This window comes from Methylosinus sp. is20ea, assembly GCF_059718135.1.
On record NZ_AP046088.1, the window covers coordinates 2,088,191 to 2,105,482 of the forward strand.

Sequence of the window (17,292 nt, forward strand, 5' to 3'; positions counted from 1 at the left end):
TCCGCGCCCAGTTCATGTTCCATGTCCCCGGCGTTCAAATCCGACGCTTTCCCCTTCGTCGATGAATTCGGCCCGGCGAAGATCGTCTATGTGAGCACGCCGGGCGTCGGCCTCGAGGCGATCGTCGTCATCGACAATGTCGCCGCCGGCCCTGCTATAGGCGGCGTGCGCATGGCTCCCGACGTCAGCGTCGAGGAATGCTTCCGCCTCGCCCGCGCCATGACGCTGAAGAACGCCGCCTGCGGCCTGCGCCACGGCGGCGGCAAATCCGTCATCTTCGGTGATCCCTTCATGCCGCCGCCGGAGAAGGAGCAGCTCATTCGCGCCTTCGCCAAAGCGATCGAACCCTTGACCGATTACATCCCAGGGCCCGACATGGGCACGAACGAAACCTGCATGGCCTATGTGCATGACGAGATCGGCCGCGCCGTCGGACTGCCCGCCGAGATCGGCGGCATACCGCTCGACGAGATCGGCGCCACCGGCTATGGCGTCGCTATAGCGGCTGAGGCCGCCGCGCCTTTCGCTGGATTGAAGCTCGAAGGCGCGCGCGTCGTCGTCGAGGGCTTCGGCGCCGTCGGGCGACATGCGGCGCGCTTTCTCTCGCGCAAGGGCGCGATCCTCGTCGGCGCCTCCGACAGCCGCGGCGCGATCTATGACGCCGCCGGCCTCGACATAGACGCGCTGGCGCAAACGCGCCGGGAAGGCCGCAGCGTCGCGAGCCATGGTCGCGGAGCAGCGCTCGCTTCGGACGCGCTGCTCTCCGCGGCTTGCGACATCTTCATTCCCGCCGCGCGACCGGATGTGCTGCGCGCCGACAATATAGGACGGCTACAATGCAGGCTCGTCGTGCAAGGCGCCAATATTCCGGCGACGGCGGAGGCTGAACGAATGATGTTCGAGCGCGGAATCGTCAGCGCGCCGGATTTCATCGCCAATGCCGGCGGCGTCATCTGCGCCTCCGTGGAATATGCCGGCGGCGACGAGAAAGCCGCCTTCGCGGCGATCGAAGAAAAGATTTCCCGCAATATGCAGGAGATTATCGCGCGCGCCGCCGCGCTGCGCCTATCGCTGCGCGACGCCGCCACGGCTCTGGTACAGGAGCGGCTGCGCAAGATGATGGCGACGCAGCGCTGGCGCTGAGCGTCAATCCAGACGCTCGATCGCAAGCGCCGTCGCCTCGCCGCCGCCGATGCAGAGCGCGGCGACGCCGCGCCGCAGCCCATATTTGCGCATGGCCGCCAGCAACGTGACGACGATGCGCGCGCCCGAGGCGCCGATCGGATGGCCGAGCGCGCAGGCGCCGCCATGCACATTCACCTTCTCCCGCGGCACGCCGAGCTCGCGCATCGCCGCCATGACGACGACGGCGAACGCCTCGTTGATCTCGAAGAGATCGACGCTGGAGAGCGGCCAGCCGACGCGCTCGGCGAGCTTGCGCATGGCGGAGATGGGCGCCGTCGGAAACAGATTGGGCGGCCCGGCGTGCGTCGCATGGGCGCGAATGATCGCGAGCGGGACGAGGCCGGCGCGCTCGGCGCGGCCGCGCCGCATCAGCACGAGCGCGGCGGCGCCGTCGGAGATGGCGCTGGAATTGGCCGCTGTCACCGTGCCGCCCTCGCGAAACGCCGGCTTCAATGTCGCGATTTGCTCGACATTCGCCTTCGCTGGCAATTCATCGCGCGCGATCGTCGCCGTCACTTTGCGGTCCCGCGTTTCGAGAGGCGCGATCTCCCAATCGAATGCGCCCTCACGCGCGGCCTGCTGCGCGCGCAGCAGCGACGCCATCGCATAATCATCCAGCATTTTGCGGGTGAACTGATGCGTCGTCGCGCAATCCTCGGCGAAGTCGCCCATCAGCCGACCCTTCTCATAGGCGTCCTCGAGCCCATCGAGAAACATATGATCGACGAGCTGCTTATGACCCATGCGATAGCCTTCGCGCACGCGCTCGAGCAGATAGGGCGCGTTGCTCATGCTCTCCATGCCGCCGGCGACGATGGCGTGCGAGCTGCCGGCGAGCAATTGATCATGCGCGAGCTGGATCGCCTTCATGCCGGAGCCGCACATTTTGTTGATCGTCACGCAGCCCGCCGCCTCCGGCAATCCCGCGGCGAGCGAGGCCTGGCGCGCCGGCGCCTGGCCGAGGCCGGCGGAGAGCACGCAGCCCATGAGCACATCGTCGATCTGATCGGTCGGCGCATCGGCGCGCGCGACGGCGGCGCGGATCGCCGCCGCGCCGAGCTGCGGCGCCGCGACGCTCTTCAATTCGCCGAGCAGGCCGCCGATCGGCGTGCGCGCCGCGCCGATGATGACGACAGGATCGAAAGCCTCGGTCGCAGTCATGTCCAGGCTCGAAACTCGAGATTCGGCGGCGCGCCGCCGTCGAGCAACGCCTTCACCGAAGCTTCGTCCACTTCCGCGAGCGTCGCTGGCGACCAATGCGGAGCGCGATCCTTGTCGATGACGGCGGCGCGAATGCCCTCGTAGAGATCATGCGTCGAAAGCAGATTGCAAGCCGTGCGAAACTCCTGACGCAGACAGGCCTCGAGACTGCTCGCCTCGGCGGCGCGACGCAGCAGCTGCAGCGTGACCTTCAGGCTCGTCGGCGAGCGCAGAGCGATCGTCGTCGCCGCTTCGCGCGCAAAATCGGAACCCTCCGCCTCGAGCGCGGCGATGATGCGCTCGACGCTCGAATGCGCCATGACCCGACGCAACAAGGATTCGTGTCGCGACAAAGCGCCGAAGCCGGAGGATTTCGCAAAGCGCGCGAGCAGCGACCGGACCTCTTCCGCTTCGCTTATGTCGCGCAGCAGCGCCAGCAGCTCGGGAAGCGAGGTCGAATCGACGAGGACGTCGGCGAGGCCGGCGAAGATCGCGTCATGCGGCCCAACCGCCACGCCGGAAAGCGCCATATAGCGGCCGACGCCACCATTGCGCGTCAGCAGAAAAGAGCCGCCGACATCGGGAATGAAGCCGATGCCGGTCTCCGGCATGGCGAGGCGCGTGCGCTCCGTGACGATGCGAAAATTGCCATGCGCGGAAAGACCGACGCCGCCGCCCATGACGATCCCGTCCATCACGACGACATAGGGTTTCGGAAAGCCGGCGATGCGCGCGTTCAATTCATATTCTTCGCGCCAGAATGTCTCATAGAGCGTGTGATCTCCCGCGCGCAGCTCATAGAGCGCGCGTATGTCGCCGCCGGCGCAAAAGCCGCGCGCGCCTTCCCCCGTCACCACCACGCCGACGATCTGCCGATCGGCGCCGAAGCAATCGAGCGCGCGCGCGAAGTCGCGGATCATCTCGAGCGTGAGGCTGTTCAGCGCTTTCGGGCGATCGAGCGCGATGGAGCCGACATTACGCGCACGTGAGACGAGGATGTCGCTCATGCCCTATGGTCCCTCCTGCGCCGGGCGAGCAGCGCGCGCGCGGCGCGACTCTGGTTCTCGCGTCCGAGCCTTTCGCAGATGAAAACGCCGGCGTCGATCAGCGCATCGAGATCGACGCCGGTCTCTATTCCCGAATGCTCCAGCATATAGACGACATCCTCCGTCGCGACATTGCCGCCGGCGCCCGGCGCGAAAGGACAGCCGCCGAGGCCCGCGACCGAAGCGTCGACGACGCCGACGCCCATCTCGAGCGAAGCGAATATATTGGCGAGCGCCTGCCCATAAGTGTCGTGAAAATGCACCGCGATCTGCGCCAGCGGAACATCGCGCCCGACCTCCTCGACGAGCTTGCGCGCCTGCAAGGGCGCGCCGACGCCGATCGTGTCGCCGAGCGAGATCTCGCGGCAACCGAGGGCGGCGAGATCGCGCGCGAGAGTGGCGACCGCGCGTGGCGCGACATCGCCTTCGAAGGGGCAGCCGAGCGCGCAGGAAACATAGCCGCGCACATCGAGGCCCGCGCCGACCGCGGCCTCGACGAGAGGAGCGTAGCGCGCGAGACTTTCCGCGATCGAGCAGCCGATGTTTTCTTTCGAGAATGTCTCCGTCGCCGCGGCGAAGACGGCGACGCCGCGCACGCCGCAGGCGAGCGCCTCCTCGAGCCCGCGCATATTGGGCACGAGAACGGAAAGATGGACATGCGGCGGCGGCCGCAAACGGGCGAGCACGGCTTTCGTATCCGCCATTTGCGGGACGCGCTTGGCCGAGACGAAGCTTCCCGCCTCTATGTCGCGGAGCCCCGCAGCCGCGAGCTTTTCGATCAGCGTCACCTTGTTCTCCACGGCGAGCAGCACGCTTTCATTCTGCAAGCCGTCGCGCGGACCGACCTCGACGATGCGGACGCGCCGCGCAATGCTCATGCCGCTTCTCCCTCGGCGAAGACGATCAGCCGCTCGCCCTGCTTCACCATATCGCCGATCGCCGGACGAATCTCCGATATGAGTCCGTCGCGCGGCGCCGACAATGCGATCTCCATCTTCATCGCCTCGAGCATGATCAGCGGCGCGCCTTTCTTGACGCTCTCGCCGACGCTCGCGAAAAGCCCGGTGACGCGCGCCGGCAAGGGCGCGGCGAGCGCGGCGTCGCCTTCGCTCTGCGCGCGCGGCGGCGCCAGCGGATCGACGATCGACAGCTCATCGTTTCGACCGTCGAGAATGACGACGAAGCCTCCCTCGCGCTCGACGATCGAGAGCTTTCGCTCGACGCCGTCGATGCGCAAGCTCATGCGGCGCGAATGCGTCTCGGATTCGATGTGGTGCAGCGACTTCGCCGTCTCCAAACGAAACGCGCCCTTGGGCAGAGGCGCGAGAGTGAGCGCAATGTCGGAATCGCCCAGGCGGAAACGGAGGCTTTGCCGCGCCCCGCCATTGAGGCGCCATGCGTCGGTCGCGTCCCAAGGCGTCCCGTCCTCGCGCTCCGCGCGCAGGCCGGCGAGCCAGGCCGCGGCGCCCGCGGCGAGGACGATCGTCTCTTTCGCTTCGTCCAACGCCTCGGTTCCGGCGAGGATCAAATCGAGATGGCGAGACAAAAATCGCGTGTCGATCCGCGCCTCCGCATGAGCGTCGCTGTCGAGAATGGCGCGCAGCAAGAGCAGATTGGTCTTTACGCCGACGATCTCGCAGTCCCGCAACGCCGCGGCGAGACGCGCGCGCGCGGCGTTGCGATCCTCGCCATGCGCGACGATCTTGGCGAGCAGAGGATCATAGAATGGCGTGACCGCATCGCCCTCGCGCACGCCGGTCTCGACGCGAAGCGAATGGCTCTCCTGCGGCGCGCGCCAATGGTCGAGCCGTCCGACGGAGGGGAGAAAATCCTGCGCCGGCGCCTCCGCATAGAGCCTCGCCTCGATCGCATGTCCATGGGACGCGATCTCCTCCTGCCTCGCGGGCAACGGCTCACCGGCGGCGACGCGCAATTGCCATTCGACGAGATCGAATCCGGCGATCATTTCGGTAATCGGATGCTCGACCTGCAGCCGCGTGTTCATCTCGAGAAAGTAGAATGTCTCGCCCATGACGAGAAACTCGACCGTCCCGGCGCCGAGATAAGCGACCGTGCGGCCGGCGGCGCGCGCCGACTCGCGCAGCGCGCGCCGCAGCTCTGTCGACAGCCCTGGAGCCGGGGTCTCCTCCATGATCTTCTGATGTCGGCGTTGAATCGAGCAATCGCGCTCGGGGAAAGCGACGAGGCCGCCATGCGCATCGCCGAAGATTTGCACCTCGATGTGACGCGGCTCATCGAGCGCCTTTTCGATCAGCAGCGATTCGTCGCCGAAAGCGGACGCCGCCTCGCGCCGGGCGCTCTCGATCGCGCCGCGCAATTCATTCGGCGCGGCGACGAGGCGCATGCCTTTGCCGCCGCCGCCCGCCGAGGCTTTGACGAGAACGGGAAAGCCGATGCGCGTCGCCGCTTCGATGAGACTGTCCCCATCCTGCGCGCCATGGAATCCCGGCACGATCGGAACGCCCGCGCGCTCCATCGCGGCGCGCGCCTGCGCTTTCGATCCCATCAGGCGCATGGCCTGCGGCGTCGGCCCGATGAAGACGAGGCCGGCCTCGGCGCAGCGTTCCGCGAAGAGCGCATTCTCGGACAGAAAGCCATAGCCTGGATGCACGGCCTCGACGCCCGCGCGCCGCGCGATGGCGATGAGCTTGTCGATCGACAGATAGCTGTCTCGCGCAGGCGCCGCGCCGAGCGGATAGGCTTCGTCGGCGAGCGCGACATGACGCGCGTGCGCATCGACGTCCGAATAGACGGCGACAGTCGCGACTCCCATGCGCTTGGCGGTCGCGATCACGCGGCAGGCGATCTCGCCGCGATTGGCGATGAGTATCTTACGAAACATCGTCGCCATTCCGATCTCGCCTCCAGGACGGCGCGCGCCTCTCGAGGAAAGCCGCGAGGCCCTCCTTGCCTTCCGCGGAAGCGCGCCGCGCCGCGATACGCGAGGCTGTCTCGCGCATCAGCGCCTCGTCGATCGGACGATCGGCGAAGATCGAGGTCGAAGCCTTGGCTTCCGCCTGCGCGCCGGGCGCGCCGGCGAGCAGCGACTCCACCATGCGCGCGACTCGGGCGTCGAGCTCTTCGGCGAGCGCGATCTCGTGAACGAGGCCGAGCTCGCGCGCATGAGCGACGGAAATGACCTCGGCGGTGAGGAAATAGCGCCTAGCCTGGCGCGCGCCGATCGCGCGTTGGACATAGGGACCGATGACCGAGGGCGTGAGGCCGATCTTCACCTCGCTGAGACAGAAGCTCGCCGTATCCGCGGCGAGAACAATGTCGCAACAGGCGACGAGGCCGACGCCGCCGCCATAGGCCGCGCCATGGACGCGCGCGATCGTCGGCTTCGGCAGAGTATCGAGCGTGCGCATCAACTCGGCGAGCAGAAGAGCGTCCCGCTCATTGGTCTGCAGCGTGTCGGCGGCGACGCGCTTCATCCAGTCGATATCGCCGCCCGCGCAAAAGGCGGCGCCTGCGCCAGCGAGCACGAGGAGGCGCGTCTGCGTATCATTCGCGGCGCGGCGCAGCGCCTCGATGAGCTCGCTCACCATCGTCTGATCGAGCGCGTTGCGGCGCTCCGGGCGGGAGAGCATGAGGGTCGCGACTCCGCGCGAATCGAGCGATGAAGCAATGAAGGACATGAGCGCCTCACATACGAAACAGGCCGAAGCGCGTCGCTTCGAGAGGCGCATTGGAGGCCGCGGCGAGGCAGAGCGCAAGCACGCGGCGCGTGTCCGCCGGATCGATGACGCCATCGTCCCAAAGACGCGCGCTCGCATAATAGGGATGGCCCTGGCGCTCATATTGCTCGCGGATCTGCGTCTGATAAGCGTTATGCTGCGCCTTGGTCCAGCTCCGCTCCTTTGCGGCGTAGCTCTCGCCGCGCACGCGTGCGAGAACTTCCGCGGCCTGCTCTCCGCCCATGACGGAGATGCGCGCATTGGGCCAGCTCCACAGAAAGCGGGGGCCATAGGCGCGGCCGCACATCGCATAATTGCCGGCGCCGAAGCTGCCGCCGACGATGACGGTGAATTTCGGCACGGCGGCCGTCGCCACCGCCGTCACCATTTTGGCGCCGTCCTTGGCGATGCCGCGCGCCTCGTAATCGCGGCCGACCATGAAGCCGGTGACATTCTGCAGAAACAGCAGCGGGATCTCGCGCTGCGCGCAGAGCTCGATGAAATGCGCGCCTTTGAGTGCGCTCTCGCCGAATAATACGCCATTATTGGCGAGCACGCCGACGCGATAGCCGCCGATATGCGCAAAGCCGGTGACGAGAGTCTCGCCATAGAGCTTCTTGAATTCGTCGAATTCGCTCGCGTCGACCAACCTCGCGACCAGCTCGCGCGCGTCATATTGCCGGCGCCGATCGGCGGGGACGAGTCCGTAGATCTCCATCGGCTCGTAGAGCGGCTCGCGCGCTTCGCGCCGTTGCAGCGATGGCCGCGACGGCGCCCTGAGATCGGCGACGATCGCGCGCGCAATGCCGAGCGCATGCGCGTCGGTCTCCGCATAATGATCGGCGACACCCGATCGGCGCGTATGCACCAAGGCTCCGCCGAGCTCTTCCGCCGTCACCACCTCGCCGGTGGCGGCGCGCACGAGCGGCGGCCCGGCGAGGAAAATCGTGCCCGTGTCGCGCACGATGATCGACTCGTCCGACATGGCCGGCACATAGGCGCCGCCCGCCGTGCAGGAGCCCATGACGACGGCGATCTGTGCGATGCCCGCGGCCGACATCTGCGCCTGATTGTAGAAGATACGGCCGAAATGATCGCGATCGGGAAACACCTCGTCCTGGCGCGGCAGATTGGCGCCGCCGGAATCGACGAGATAGAGACAGGGAAGGCGATTCTGCGCGGCGATCTCCTGCGCGCGCAGATGCTTCTTCACCGTGAGGGGAAAATAGGCGCCGCCCTTCACCGTCGCGTCATTGGCGACGATCATGCAGGCGCGGCCGTGAATGCGCCCGACTCCGGCGACGACGCCCGCGCAAGGCGCCTCCCCATCGTACATGTCGAAAGCCGCGAATTGGCCGATCTCCAGGAAAGGCGATATGGGATCGACCAGCGCGTCTATGCGCTCGCGCGCCGTCATCTTGCCGCGCGCGACATGCTTCTCGCGCGCCGCGGCGCCGCCGCCCTCGGCGATCCGCGCCGCCTTGGCGCGCAAATCGGCGACGATGCCGCGCATCGCCTGCGCATTGGCCGCGAATTCCGCGGAGCTCATGTCCAATCGGGTCTCTAGAACCGGCATCGTCAATTCTCTCGTCGCGGCGAAGACCGCCGCGCAAACTCACGAAGTCTCGCTATAGAGCTCGCGGCCGATCAGCATGCGACGAATTTCGCTGGTGCCGGCGCCGATCTCATAGAGCTTGGCGTCGCGCAGCAGCCGGCCGGTCGGATAATCATTGATATAGCCATTGCCGCCGAGGCATTGGATGGCCTCCAGCGCCATGCGCGTCGCACTCTCCGCGGCGAAGAGAATGGCGCCGGCGGCGTCCTTGCGCGTCGTGCGGCCGCGGTCGCAGGCGCGCGCGACGGCATAGACATAGGCGCGCGCGGCGTTGAGCGTCGTATACATGTCGGCGAGCTTGGCCTGCATGATCTGGAATTCGCCGATCGGATGGCCGAATTGCTTGCGGTCGTGCACATAGGGCACGACGATATCCATGCAGGCGCGCATGATGCCGATGGGGCCGCCGGCGAGCACGGCGCGCTCATAATCGAGCCCGCTCATCAATACATTCACGCCGCGCTCTGGCAGGCCGAGCACATTCTCTTCCGGCACCTCGCAATCGGAGAACAGCAATTCGCATGTGTTGGAGCCGCGCATTCCGAGCTTGTCGAGCTTTTGCGCGCGCTCGAATCCTTTGAACGCTCTCTCTATGATGAACGCCGTTATGCCATGCGCGCCGGCGCCGGGGTCGGTCTTGCCATAGACGATGACGACATCGGCGTCGGGTCCGTTCGTCACCCACATTTTATCGCCGTTCAGCACATAGCGGTCGCCATGCTTTTCCGCGCGCATCGACATATTCACCACATCCGAGCCGGCGTCGGGCTCGGACATGGCCAGCGCGCCGATATGCTCGCCGGAGACGAGCTTGGGCAGATAGCGCCGCTTCTGCTCACGCGTTCCGTTGCGGCGCAATTGATTCACGCAGAGATTGGAATGGGCCCCATAAGAGAGGCCGACGGAAGCGGAGGCGCGGCTCAGCTCCTCCATGATGACGACATGCTCGAGATAGCCGAGGCCGACGCCGCCATATTCTTCCTCGACGGTGACGCCGAGCAGGCCGAGCGCGCCCATCTCGAGCCAGAGGTCCGAGGGGAAATCATTCTCGCGATCGATCGTCGCGGCGCGCGGCGCGATCTTGCGCGCTGCGAACGCTTCGACCTGGTCGCGCAACATGTCGGCGGTTTCGCCGAGCGCGAAATCGAGCGATGGAATCCAGTGACGCATCGGTCCCGAGCCTCCGGACGCGATAATGGCCTATATTTGGCCGCGGCCGTCCTTTTCAAGACCGAGAGCGCGGGCGAGACCTCATTCGTTCTTGCGTCCGGATCACTCCTTCAGCGCCAGCAGACGCGCATCGCCGCCGAAGGATGCGCTGTTGATCGTCACCGTCTCCTCACGCAGGAAGCGACGAAGATAGTCCGGCCCGCCGGCCTTCGGCCCCGTGCCGCTCATTCGCGATCCGCCGAAAGGCTGACTGCCCACCACGGCGCCGATCATATTGCGATTGACATAGAGATTGCCCGCCGGCGTCGTCTCGGCGAGAGCGCGTATGCGAGCCTCTATGCGCGTGTGCAGACCCATTGTGAGGCCGAATCCATTCGCCGCTATTTCTTCGACCAACCTTAAGAAATCCTTTTCGTCTCCGGCGCGCCAGCTCGCGACATGGAGCACGGGACCGAAAATTTCCTCGCCGAGATCGCCGGCGCGATCGAGCCGCACGATATGCGGCGCGACGAAATTGCCGCGCTGCGGCGCCTCGCCGGCGTAGAGCACGCGCCCCTGCGCGCGGCGGCGCGCGAGATAATCCTCCAGTCGCGTTTTCGCTTCTTTGTCGATGACGGGGCCGACATGTGTCGATAGATCACGCGGATCGCCGACGCGGAGCTCCTTCGCCGCGCCGATCAGCATGGCGAGCGCGGGCTCCGCTATGTCCTCCTGCAGGCAGAGCAGCCGCAGCGCCGAGCAGCGCTGACCGGCGGAGCGAAAGGCGGAGACGAGGACATCGTCGACGACCTGCTCGAGCAGAGCCGTCGAGTCGACGATCATGGCGTTGACGCCGCCTGTCTCGGCGATGAGCGGAACGATCGGCCCATTCGACGCCGCGAGCGCGCGGTGAATCGACTGCGCGGTCTCGGTCGAGCCGGTGAAGACGACGCCGGCGACATGCTCATGCGTGACGAGCGCGGCGCCGATCGCGCCATCGCCGGGGACATATTGCAGCGCCTCGCGCGGAACGCCGGCCTCGAGCAAAAGCGCGACGGCCTCTTGCGCGACGAGCGGCGTCTGCTCGGCCGGCTTGGCGACAGCGGCGTTGCCGGCGACGAGCGCCGCCGCGATCTGGCCGAGAAAAATGGCCAGCGGAAAATTCCACGGCGAGATGCAGACGAAAACGCCACGCCCACGCCGGCGCAGGCGATTGTCCTCGCCCGTCGGGCCAGGCAGCGCCTCCTCCTCGCAGACCAGCCGCGCCCGTCCCGCGTAATAGCGGCAGAGATCGGCCGCCTCGCGCACTTCGGCGAGCGCATCGTCGAGCGTCTTGCCGCCCTCCTGCTGCAGCAGCGCGATGAGCCGTCCGCGCCGCGCCTCGACGAGATCGGCCGCGCGCTCGATGATCGTCGCGCGCGCTTCGACCGGCGTCGCCTCCCATGCCGGAAAGGCGCGCGAAGCCGCCGCCATTGCGGCGCGCGCGGCATCCGCATCGGCCTCGGTGATGGAGCCGATGCGCGAATCGTCGATCGGCGAGCGTAATTCGCGCGGCGCTACGCCGCTGCGGCCGCAAGAAGGCGCCGCCGTCGGAGCGGGAGCGCGCACGGCGTCTCGCTCTGCCAGCAGCGCGGCGAGCGCTTCGCGATCGCCGAATTCGACGCCTTTCGAATTGGCGCGCAGCGGACGATAGAGATCGGCGGGCGGCGGCACGCGCGAATGGCGCGCGCGCGACGCCTCGCCGATGATCGCGCGCGGCGGCGCGAGCAATTCGCTCTCCGGCGTCGAAGCGTCGGCCGCGCGCGCGACGAAGGAGGAGTTGGCGCCGTTCTCGATGAGGCGCCGCACCAGATAGGCGAGCAGATCGCGATGCGGTCCGACCGGCGCATAGATGCGGCAGCTCGCGCTTTTCTCCTCGTCGAGCAGCGCCTCGAACAGCTCCTCGCCCATTCCGTGCAGACGTTGGAATTCATAGGCCGAGGCGTCGCCGGCGCGCTCGACGATCGTCGCCACGGTCAGCGCATTATGCGTGGCGAATTGCGGGAAGATGCGCGGCGCCGCGAGCAGGCGATCGGCGCAGGCGATGTAATTCAAATCCGTCATCGCCTTGCGCGTGAACACCGGATAATCGGTTAGACCACGCTCCTGTGCGCGCTTCACCTCCGTGTCCCAATAGGCGCCTTTGACGAGGCGAACCATGAAGCGCCGTCCATGGGCCTCGGCGAGCGCCTCGATATGATCGATCACTGCGGCGGCGCGCTTTTGATAGGCCTGAATGGCGAGACCGAAGCCCTCCCAGCCGGCGAGCGACGAATCGGCGACGACCGCATCTATGACATCGAGCGACAGCTCGAGGCGATCGGCCTCCTCGGCGTCGACGGTGAAGACGAGATCATGCCGCTTGGCGAGACGCGCGAGCTCGAGCAGGCGCGGCGTGAGCTCGCGCAACACGCGCTCGCGCGACAAAGGCTCGAAGCGCGGATGCAGCGCGGAGAGCTTGACGGAGACGCCCGGCCGCTCGGGAAGCGCGCGCGCTCCGGCCTTTGCGCCTATGGCCGCGATCGCTGCGGCATAGGAGGCGAAATAGCGATCGGCGTCCGCGCCGCTGCGCGCGCCTTCGCCGAGCATATCGAAGGAATAGCGCCAGCGGCGCGCGTCATCCGCGGCGGCGCGCGCGAGCGCCTCTTCTATCGTTTCGCCGAGCACGAAATGACCGCCCATCAGCTTCATCGCCTGCCGCGCGGCGCCGCGCAAGGCCGGCATGCCGAGCCGGCGCGCCGCTTGCGCGACGAGCCCGCGCGGCGTCTCCTCCATGGCGAAAATTTTCGTCGACAATCCGAGCGCGAAAGCGGCCGCCTGCACCAGCAGCGCGTCGGAGGCGGGCGCATGGCGATCGAAGGCGCCGGCGGCGAGCTTGTCGACGATGAGAAGATCGAGCGTCGAATCGTCGGGGACACGCAAGAGCGATTCGGCCAGCGCCATCAGCGCGAGGCCCTCGCGCGTCGACAGCGAATATTCCTGCAGCAGCCGCTCGACATTGGCGACGCCCTTCGGCGCGCGCACGGCCGCGAGCAGGCGCCGCGCGAGCGGCTCGACGCGCGTGCTCCGCTCCGCAGCGAAAGCGGCCGATAAGAGATGCGCCGCGATCTCCTCGTCTGCGGGGGCGTAAGGCGCGTGAAACGGGGCCAGTCCCGGCATCGGATTCATCCTGAACGATGGCGTCGGCCGTCCGAGCTCGAGACGACCATGACGCGAGCGTCGCCGTTACGATGTCCGTCATCGTCATTGAAAACGAGCAACTCGTCCATAGTTGTTTCACAAGCGAGGGCGGGAACACGGGGATCGCGACATCGCGAGCCGGCGCGAGCGTCGCCGTTCCTACCATCCGACATGAGCATTGCGAGTCGCTGCGGCAAGATGCGGCCATAGGGAGACGCTCGAATAATGTTGCCCAATGTCGACGACATCGGCCGCTTCGCGCTGTTCCTAGATCTCGACGGCACGGTCGCCGAAATCGCCGAGCGGCCGGACGCTGTGCAGGTCGATGCGGCGACGATCGCGCTTCTCGACGCGCTGCGCCGCGCCGCCGGCGACGCCCTCGCCGTCGTCTCGGGGCGGGATATCACTGTCATCGATGCGCTGCTGAGCCCGCTCACGCTGCCGGTGGCGGGCGTGCATGGATTGCAGCGCCGCGACGCCGTCGGCCGCATGCATCGCTCGGCGGAAGCCTCCACTGATCTCGACCCGGTCATTCGCGCGATCGAGGCGGATCTCGGTCGCGAGCCGGGCGTCATCGTCGAGCGGAAGACCGGCGCCGTCGCGCTGCACTATCGTCTGCGGCCGGAGCTCGAGGCGAAATGCCGGGCCGTCGCCGAACGCGCGGCGCGCGAGCGGCCCGATCTCGAGATTCTGCCCGGAAAAATGGTCTTCGAAATTCGCCTGCAGGGCGGCGACAAGGGCGACGTCATCGAGGCTTTCTTGAAGGAAGAGCCGTTCCGCGGCCGCCGGCCGATTTTCGCCGGCGACGATGTGACGGATGAGGTCGCCTTCGCCGCCGTCAATGCGCTCGGTGGTCTGTCCATCAAAGTGGGGAGAAGCGCCACTCTGGCGCGCTACAGGGCCGCGGATCTGCGCGAATTGCATCGATGGCTCGCCGAGCTCTCGCGCGCTTCGCAAGAGGAGCGCGCGAGATGAGCGACGTGCAACAGAACGAGCGCAAGATCAGCGATCTCGAGCTCGGCGTCGTCGGCAATTGCTCCTTCGCCGCGCTCATCGACCGCGACGCCAGCGTCGTGTGGTGCTGCCTGCCGCGTTTCGACGGCGATCCCGTGTTCCACAGCCTGCTCGGCTCGCCGCCGGATATGGAGGATGGCGGCTTCTTCGCCGTCGATCTCGAGGATCGTGTCCACAGTGAGCAGGAATATAGCGGCAACACCGCCATTCTCGAGACCGTGCTGCATGGCAAGCAGGGCTCTGTGCGCGTCACCGATTTCGCGCCGCGATTCTTCTGGCGCGACCGGCTCTATCATCCGAACATGCTGATCCGGCGGCTGACGCCGGTTTCCGGCACGCCGCGCATCCGCATTCGCCTGCGCCCGCGCTACGACTATGGCGCGGTCATTCCGAGCCTCACCTTCGGCTCGCATCACATTCGCTATGTCGGCCCGCACACGATTTTGCGGCTGACGACCAATGCGCCGCTCGATTATGTGCGCGAGGAGACGCTGTTCAATCTGAGCAGCCCTATCGATCTCGTGCTCGGCCCGGACGAGACGCTGCACGAGGGCATAGCGCATACGGCGCGCAATTTCGAAGAGCGCACGCGCGACTATTGGCGCCGCTGGGTGCACCGGCTCGCCATTCCTTTCGAGTGGCAGAGCGCGGTGATCCGCGCTGCGATCACGCTGAAGCTCTGCACCTATGAAGGCACCGGCGCCATCGTCGCGGCGCTGACGACGAGCATTCCCGAAGCGGCGGACACGCAGCGCAATTGGGATTATCGCTATTGCTGGGTGCGCGACGCTTATTTCGTCGTGCGCGCGCTCAATCGCATGGCGGCCATGCGCAAGATGGAGAATTATTTCGACTGGCTGATGAATGTCGTCGCTTCGGCGGCGGGCTCGCATATTCAGCCGGTCTATGGACTCGGCCTCGAATCGGAGCTCACCGAGCGCATCATTCCCAACCTGCCCGGCTATCGCGGCATGGGGCCGGTGCGCGTCGGCAATCAGGCCTATCAGCATTTCCAGCACGATTCATACGGCAATGTCATTCTCGGCGTGGCGCAGGCCTTTCTCGACCGGCGTCTGATGTCGCCGCCGACGCGCATGGATTTTCTGCGGCTCGAGGATATGGGCCGGCAGGCGCTCGCCTGCTACGACAAGCCGGACGCCGGAATGTGGGAGCTGCGCTCGCGCGCGCGCGTGCATACGACATCGAGCCTCATGTGCTGGGCGGCGGCCGATCGGCTTGCCCGCATCGCCGATTACATCGGCGAGCCCGAACGCGCCCGCGACTGGCGCGTGGAGGCCGAGCGCATCAAGCAGGTGATTCTCGAGAGGGCCTGGTCGCAAAAGCGTCAGGCCTTCGTCGAATCGCTCGACGGCGAGCATCTCGACGCCGGCGTGCTGCTGATGATCGAGGTCGGCTTCATCGACGCCAATGATCCGCGCATGGTCTCGACGTTGGAGCAGATCGAATCCGCGCTCGGCCGCGGCGCGCATATGATGCGCTATGAGGCGGCCGATGATTTCGGCGAGCCGACCACCGCCTTCACCACTTGCTCCTTCTGGCGCATCGACGCGCTCGCCCGCATGGGGCGGCGCGAGGAGGCGCGCGAATATTTCGAGGCGCTGCTCGCCCAGCGCAATCGGCTCGGCATGATGTCCGAGGACATAGACGTCAAAACCGGCGAAGCCTGGGGAAACTACCCGCAGACCTATTCCATGGTGGGCGTCATCAACTGCGCCATGAGGCTGTCGCGTTCTTGGGAGAAAGCCATATGAAACGCCTCGTCGTCGTCTCCAATCGCGTCGCCGACCCCGGCTGCAGCCAGGCCGCCGGCGGCCTCGCGGTGTGCATTCTCGACGCTCTGCGCAAGCGCGGCGGCATGTGGTTCGGCTGGAACGGCGAGATCGTGGCCGACGACGCCGAGATCGATGTGTCCCGCGTCAAATTCGACGAGCTGACGCTCGCGACCATGCCGCTCAGCGAGCGTGATTATCGCGATTATTATCTCGGCTTCGCCAATGCGGCGCTCTGGCCCGTGCATCACTGCAGGCTCGATCTCGCCCGCTTCGCGCAGGAGGCGATCGACGGCTATCGCCGGGTCAATGATCGTTTCGCCGAGAAGCTCGCGCCCATGCTGAAGGGCAATGATCTCGTCTGGGTGCACGACTATCACTTCATCCCGCTCGGCGCCGGGCTGCGCGAGCGCGGCGTCTCCAATCGCATCGGCTTTTTTCTGCATATTCCATTTCCGCCGCCCGATGTTCTCGTCGCCATGCCCGAGCACGAATGGCTGATGAACGCGCTCGTCGAATATGATCTCATCGGCTTCCAGACGAAGTCGGATCAGGCGAATTTCTTCCGCTTCATGTGCGACTTCATGCAGGGCGAGATGCTGACGCCGGACCTCGTCCGCGTCGGCGGCAAGACGGTGACGGCGTCTGTCTTTCCGGTCGGCATAGACGTCGATTCTTTCGCCGCCATGGCCGAGAGCCCGAGCGCGGCCAAGCGCATCCAGCGTCTGCATCGCGCCGGCGAGCCGCGCATAAATGTCATCGGCGTCGATCGGCTCGATTACACCAAGGGCCTGCCGGATCGGCTGCGCTCCTTCAAGCGTCTGCTCGAGATCCATCCGCAGAATTGCAAGGCGGTGACGCTGATGCAGATCGCGCCGCCGACGCGCGAGGATGTGCAGGCCTATGCCGACATCCGTCACGAGCTGGAGGCGCTGTCGGGCGAGATCAATGGCCAATTCGGCGATTTCGATTGGACGCCGGTGCGCTATCTGCATCGCCGCGTCGATCGCGACACGCTCGCCGCGCTCTATCGCGGCTCACAAGTGGGGCTGGTGACGCCTCTGCGCGACGGCATGAATCTCGTCGCCAAAGAATATGTCGTCGCGCAGGATGCGGAGAATCCAGGCGTGCTGGTGCTGTCGCGCTTCGCCGGCGCGGCGGAGGAGCTGCAAGAGGCGCTGATCGTCAATCCTTACGATGCCGACGAGGTCGCCAATGCGATGCAGAAGGCGATCGTGATGCCGCTGGCCGAGCGCAAGGAGCGCCATGCGGCGCTGCTCGCGCGCGTGCGCAAGCATGATTCCTTCAATTGGATGGATGGTTTTTTGCGCGCGCTCAGCGCCTGCCGCATGCCGCTCGCTGCGTGAAGCGCGCTT

At 66.4% G+C, this 17,292-nt stretch carries 12 protein-coding genes; 4 read left to right on the forward strand and 8 right to left on the reverse strand.

Going from position 1 to position 17,292, the window contains the following annotated elements:
• The first annotated feature begins 21 nt into the window (after positions 1-21).
• Complete coding sequence (locus tag AC6IY7_RS09530) at positions 22-1,143, forward strand: Glu/Leu/Phe/Val family dehydrogenase (RefSeq protein WP_497778719.1); 1,122 nt, start codon at positions 22-24, stop codon at positions 1,141-1,143.
• 3 nt (positions 1,144-1,146) lie between these two features.
• On the opposite strand, the gene AC6IY7_RS09535 is transcribed toward AC6IY7_RS09530, so the two are convergent.
• The 8 genes from AC6IY7_RS09535 to putA all read right to left on the reverse strand — a co-directional run bounded on the left by AC6IY7_RS09535 (position 1,147) and on the right by putA (position 13,091).
• Positions 1,147-2,346 carry an acetyl-CoA C-acyltransferase gene (locus AC6IY7_RS09535; RefSeq protein WP_497778720.1) on the reverse strand — a complete coding sequence of 400 codons (1,200 nt, stop codon included), beginning with the start codon at positions 2,344-2,346 and terminating at the stop codon, positions 1,147-1,149.
• Positions 2,343-3,392, reverse strand: a complete 1,050-nt coding sequence (locus AC6IY7_RS09540; protein ID WP_497778721.1) for an enoyl-CoA hydratase/isomerase family protein — start codon at positions 3,390-3,392, stop codon at positions 2,343-2,345. The genes AC6IY7_RS09535 and AC6IY7_RS09540 overlap by 4 nt, the downstream gene beginning before the upstream one ends.
• Entirely contained in the window at positions 3,389-4,309 is a 921-nt protein-coding gene (locus tag AC6IY7_RS09545; RefSeq protein ID WP_497778722.1) for a hydroxymethylglutaryl-CoA lyase, read from the reverse strand. The genes AC6IY7_RS09540 and AC6IY7_RS09545 overlap by 4 nt, the downstream gene beginning before the upstream one ends.
• Entirely contained in the window at positions 4,306-6,294 is a 1,989-nt protein-coding gene (locus AC6IY7_RS09550; RefSeq protein ID WP_497778723.1) for an acetyl/propionyl/methylcrotonyl-CoA carboxylase subunit alpha, read from the reverse strand. Before AC6IY7_RS09550 ends, AC6IY7_RS09545 begins: the two co-directional genes overlap by 4 nt.
• On the reverse strand, positions 6,284-7,042 hold the full coding sequence (locus AC6IY7_RS09555; RefSeq protein ID WP_497778724.1) for an enoyl-CoA hydratase-related protein: 759 nt from the start codon (positions 7,040-7,042) through the stop codon (positions 6,284-6,286). The genes AC6IY7_RS09550 and AC6IY7_RS09555 overlap by 11 nt, the downstream gene beginning before the upstream one ends.
• 55 nt (positions 7,043-7,097) lie before the next feature.
• The gene (locus AC6IY7_RS09560; protein WP_497778725.1) at positions 7,098-8,705 is read right to left on the reverse strand and encodes a carboxyl transferase domain-containing protein; all 1,608 of its coding nucleotides are present in this window, start codon (positions 8,703-8,705) and stop codon (positions 7,098-7,100) included.
• A 39-nt stretch (positions 8,706-8,744) separates the two neighbouring features.
• Complete coding sequence (locus AC6IY7_RS09565; protein ID WP_497778726.1) at positions 8,745-9,914, reverse strand: isovaleryl-CoA dehydrogenase; 1,170 nt, start codon at positions 9,912-9,914, stop codon at positions 8,745-8,747.
• 102 nt (positions 9,915-10,016) lie between these two features.
• Entirely contained in the window at positions 10,017-13,091 is a 3,075-nt protein-coding gene (gene putA, locus AC6IY7_RS09570; RefSeq protein WP_497778727.1) for a bifunctional proline dehydrogenase/L-glutamate gamma-semialdehyde dehydrogenase PutA, read from the reverse strand.
• A 246-nt stretch (positions 13,092-13,337) separates the two neighbouring features.
• Between putA and otsB the strand changes: the two genes are divergently transcribed.
• From otsB to otsA, 3 genes are read left to right on the forward strand one after another with little or no spacing between them, the layout of a single operon-like run.
• The gene (gene otsB, locus AC6IY7_RS09575; RefSeq protein ID WP_497778728.1) at positions 13,338-14,087 is read left to right on the forward strand and encodes a trehalose-phosphatase; all 750 of its coding nucleotides are present in this window, start codon (positions 13,338-13,340) and stop codon (positions 14,085-14,087) included.
• Positions 14,084-15,898, forward strand: a complete 1,815-nt coding sequence (locus tag AC6IY7_RS09580) for a glycoside hydrolase family 15 protein (RefSeq protein WP_497778729.1) — start codon at positions 14,084-14,086, stop codon at positions 15,896-15,898. Before otsB ends, AC6IY7_RS09580 begins: the two co-directional genes overlap by 4 nt.
• Positions 15,895-17,283 (forward strand): alpha,alpha-trehalose-phosphate synthase (UDP-forming), encoded by a 1,389-nt coding sequence (gene otsA, locus AC6IY7_RS09585; RefSeq protein ID WP_497778730.1) that lies wholly within the window; start codon positions 15,895-15,897, stop codon positions 17,281-17,283. The genes AC6IY7_RS09580 and otsA overlap by 4 nt, the downstream gene beginning before the upstream one ends.
• Positions 17,284-17,292: the final 9 nt, after the last annotated feature.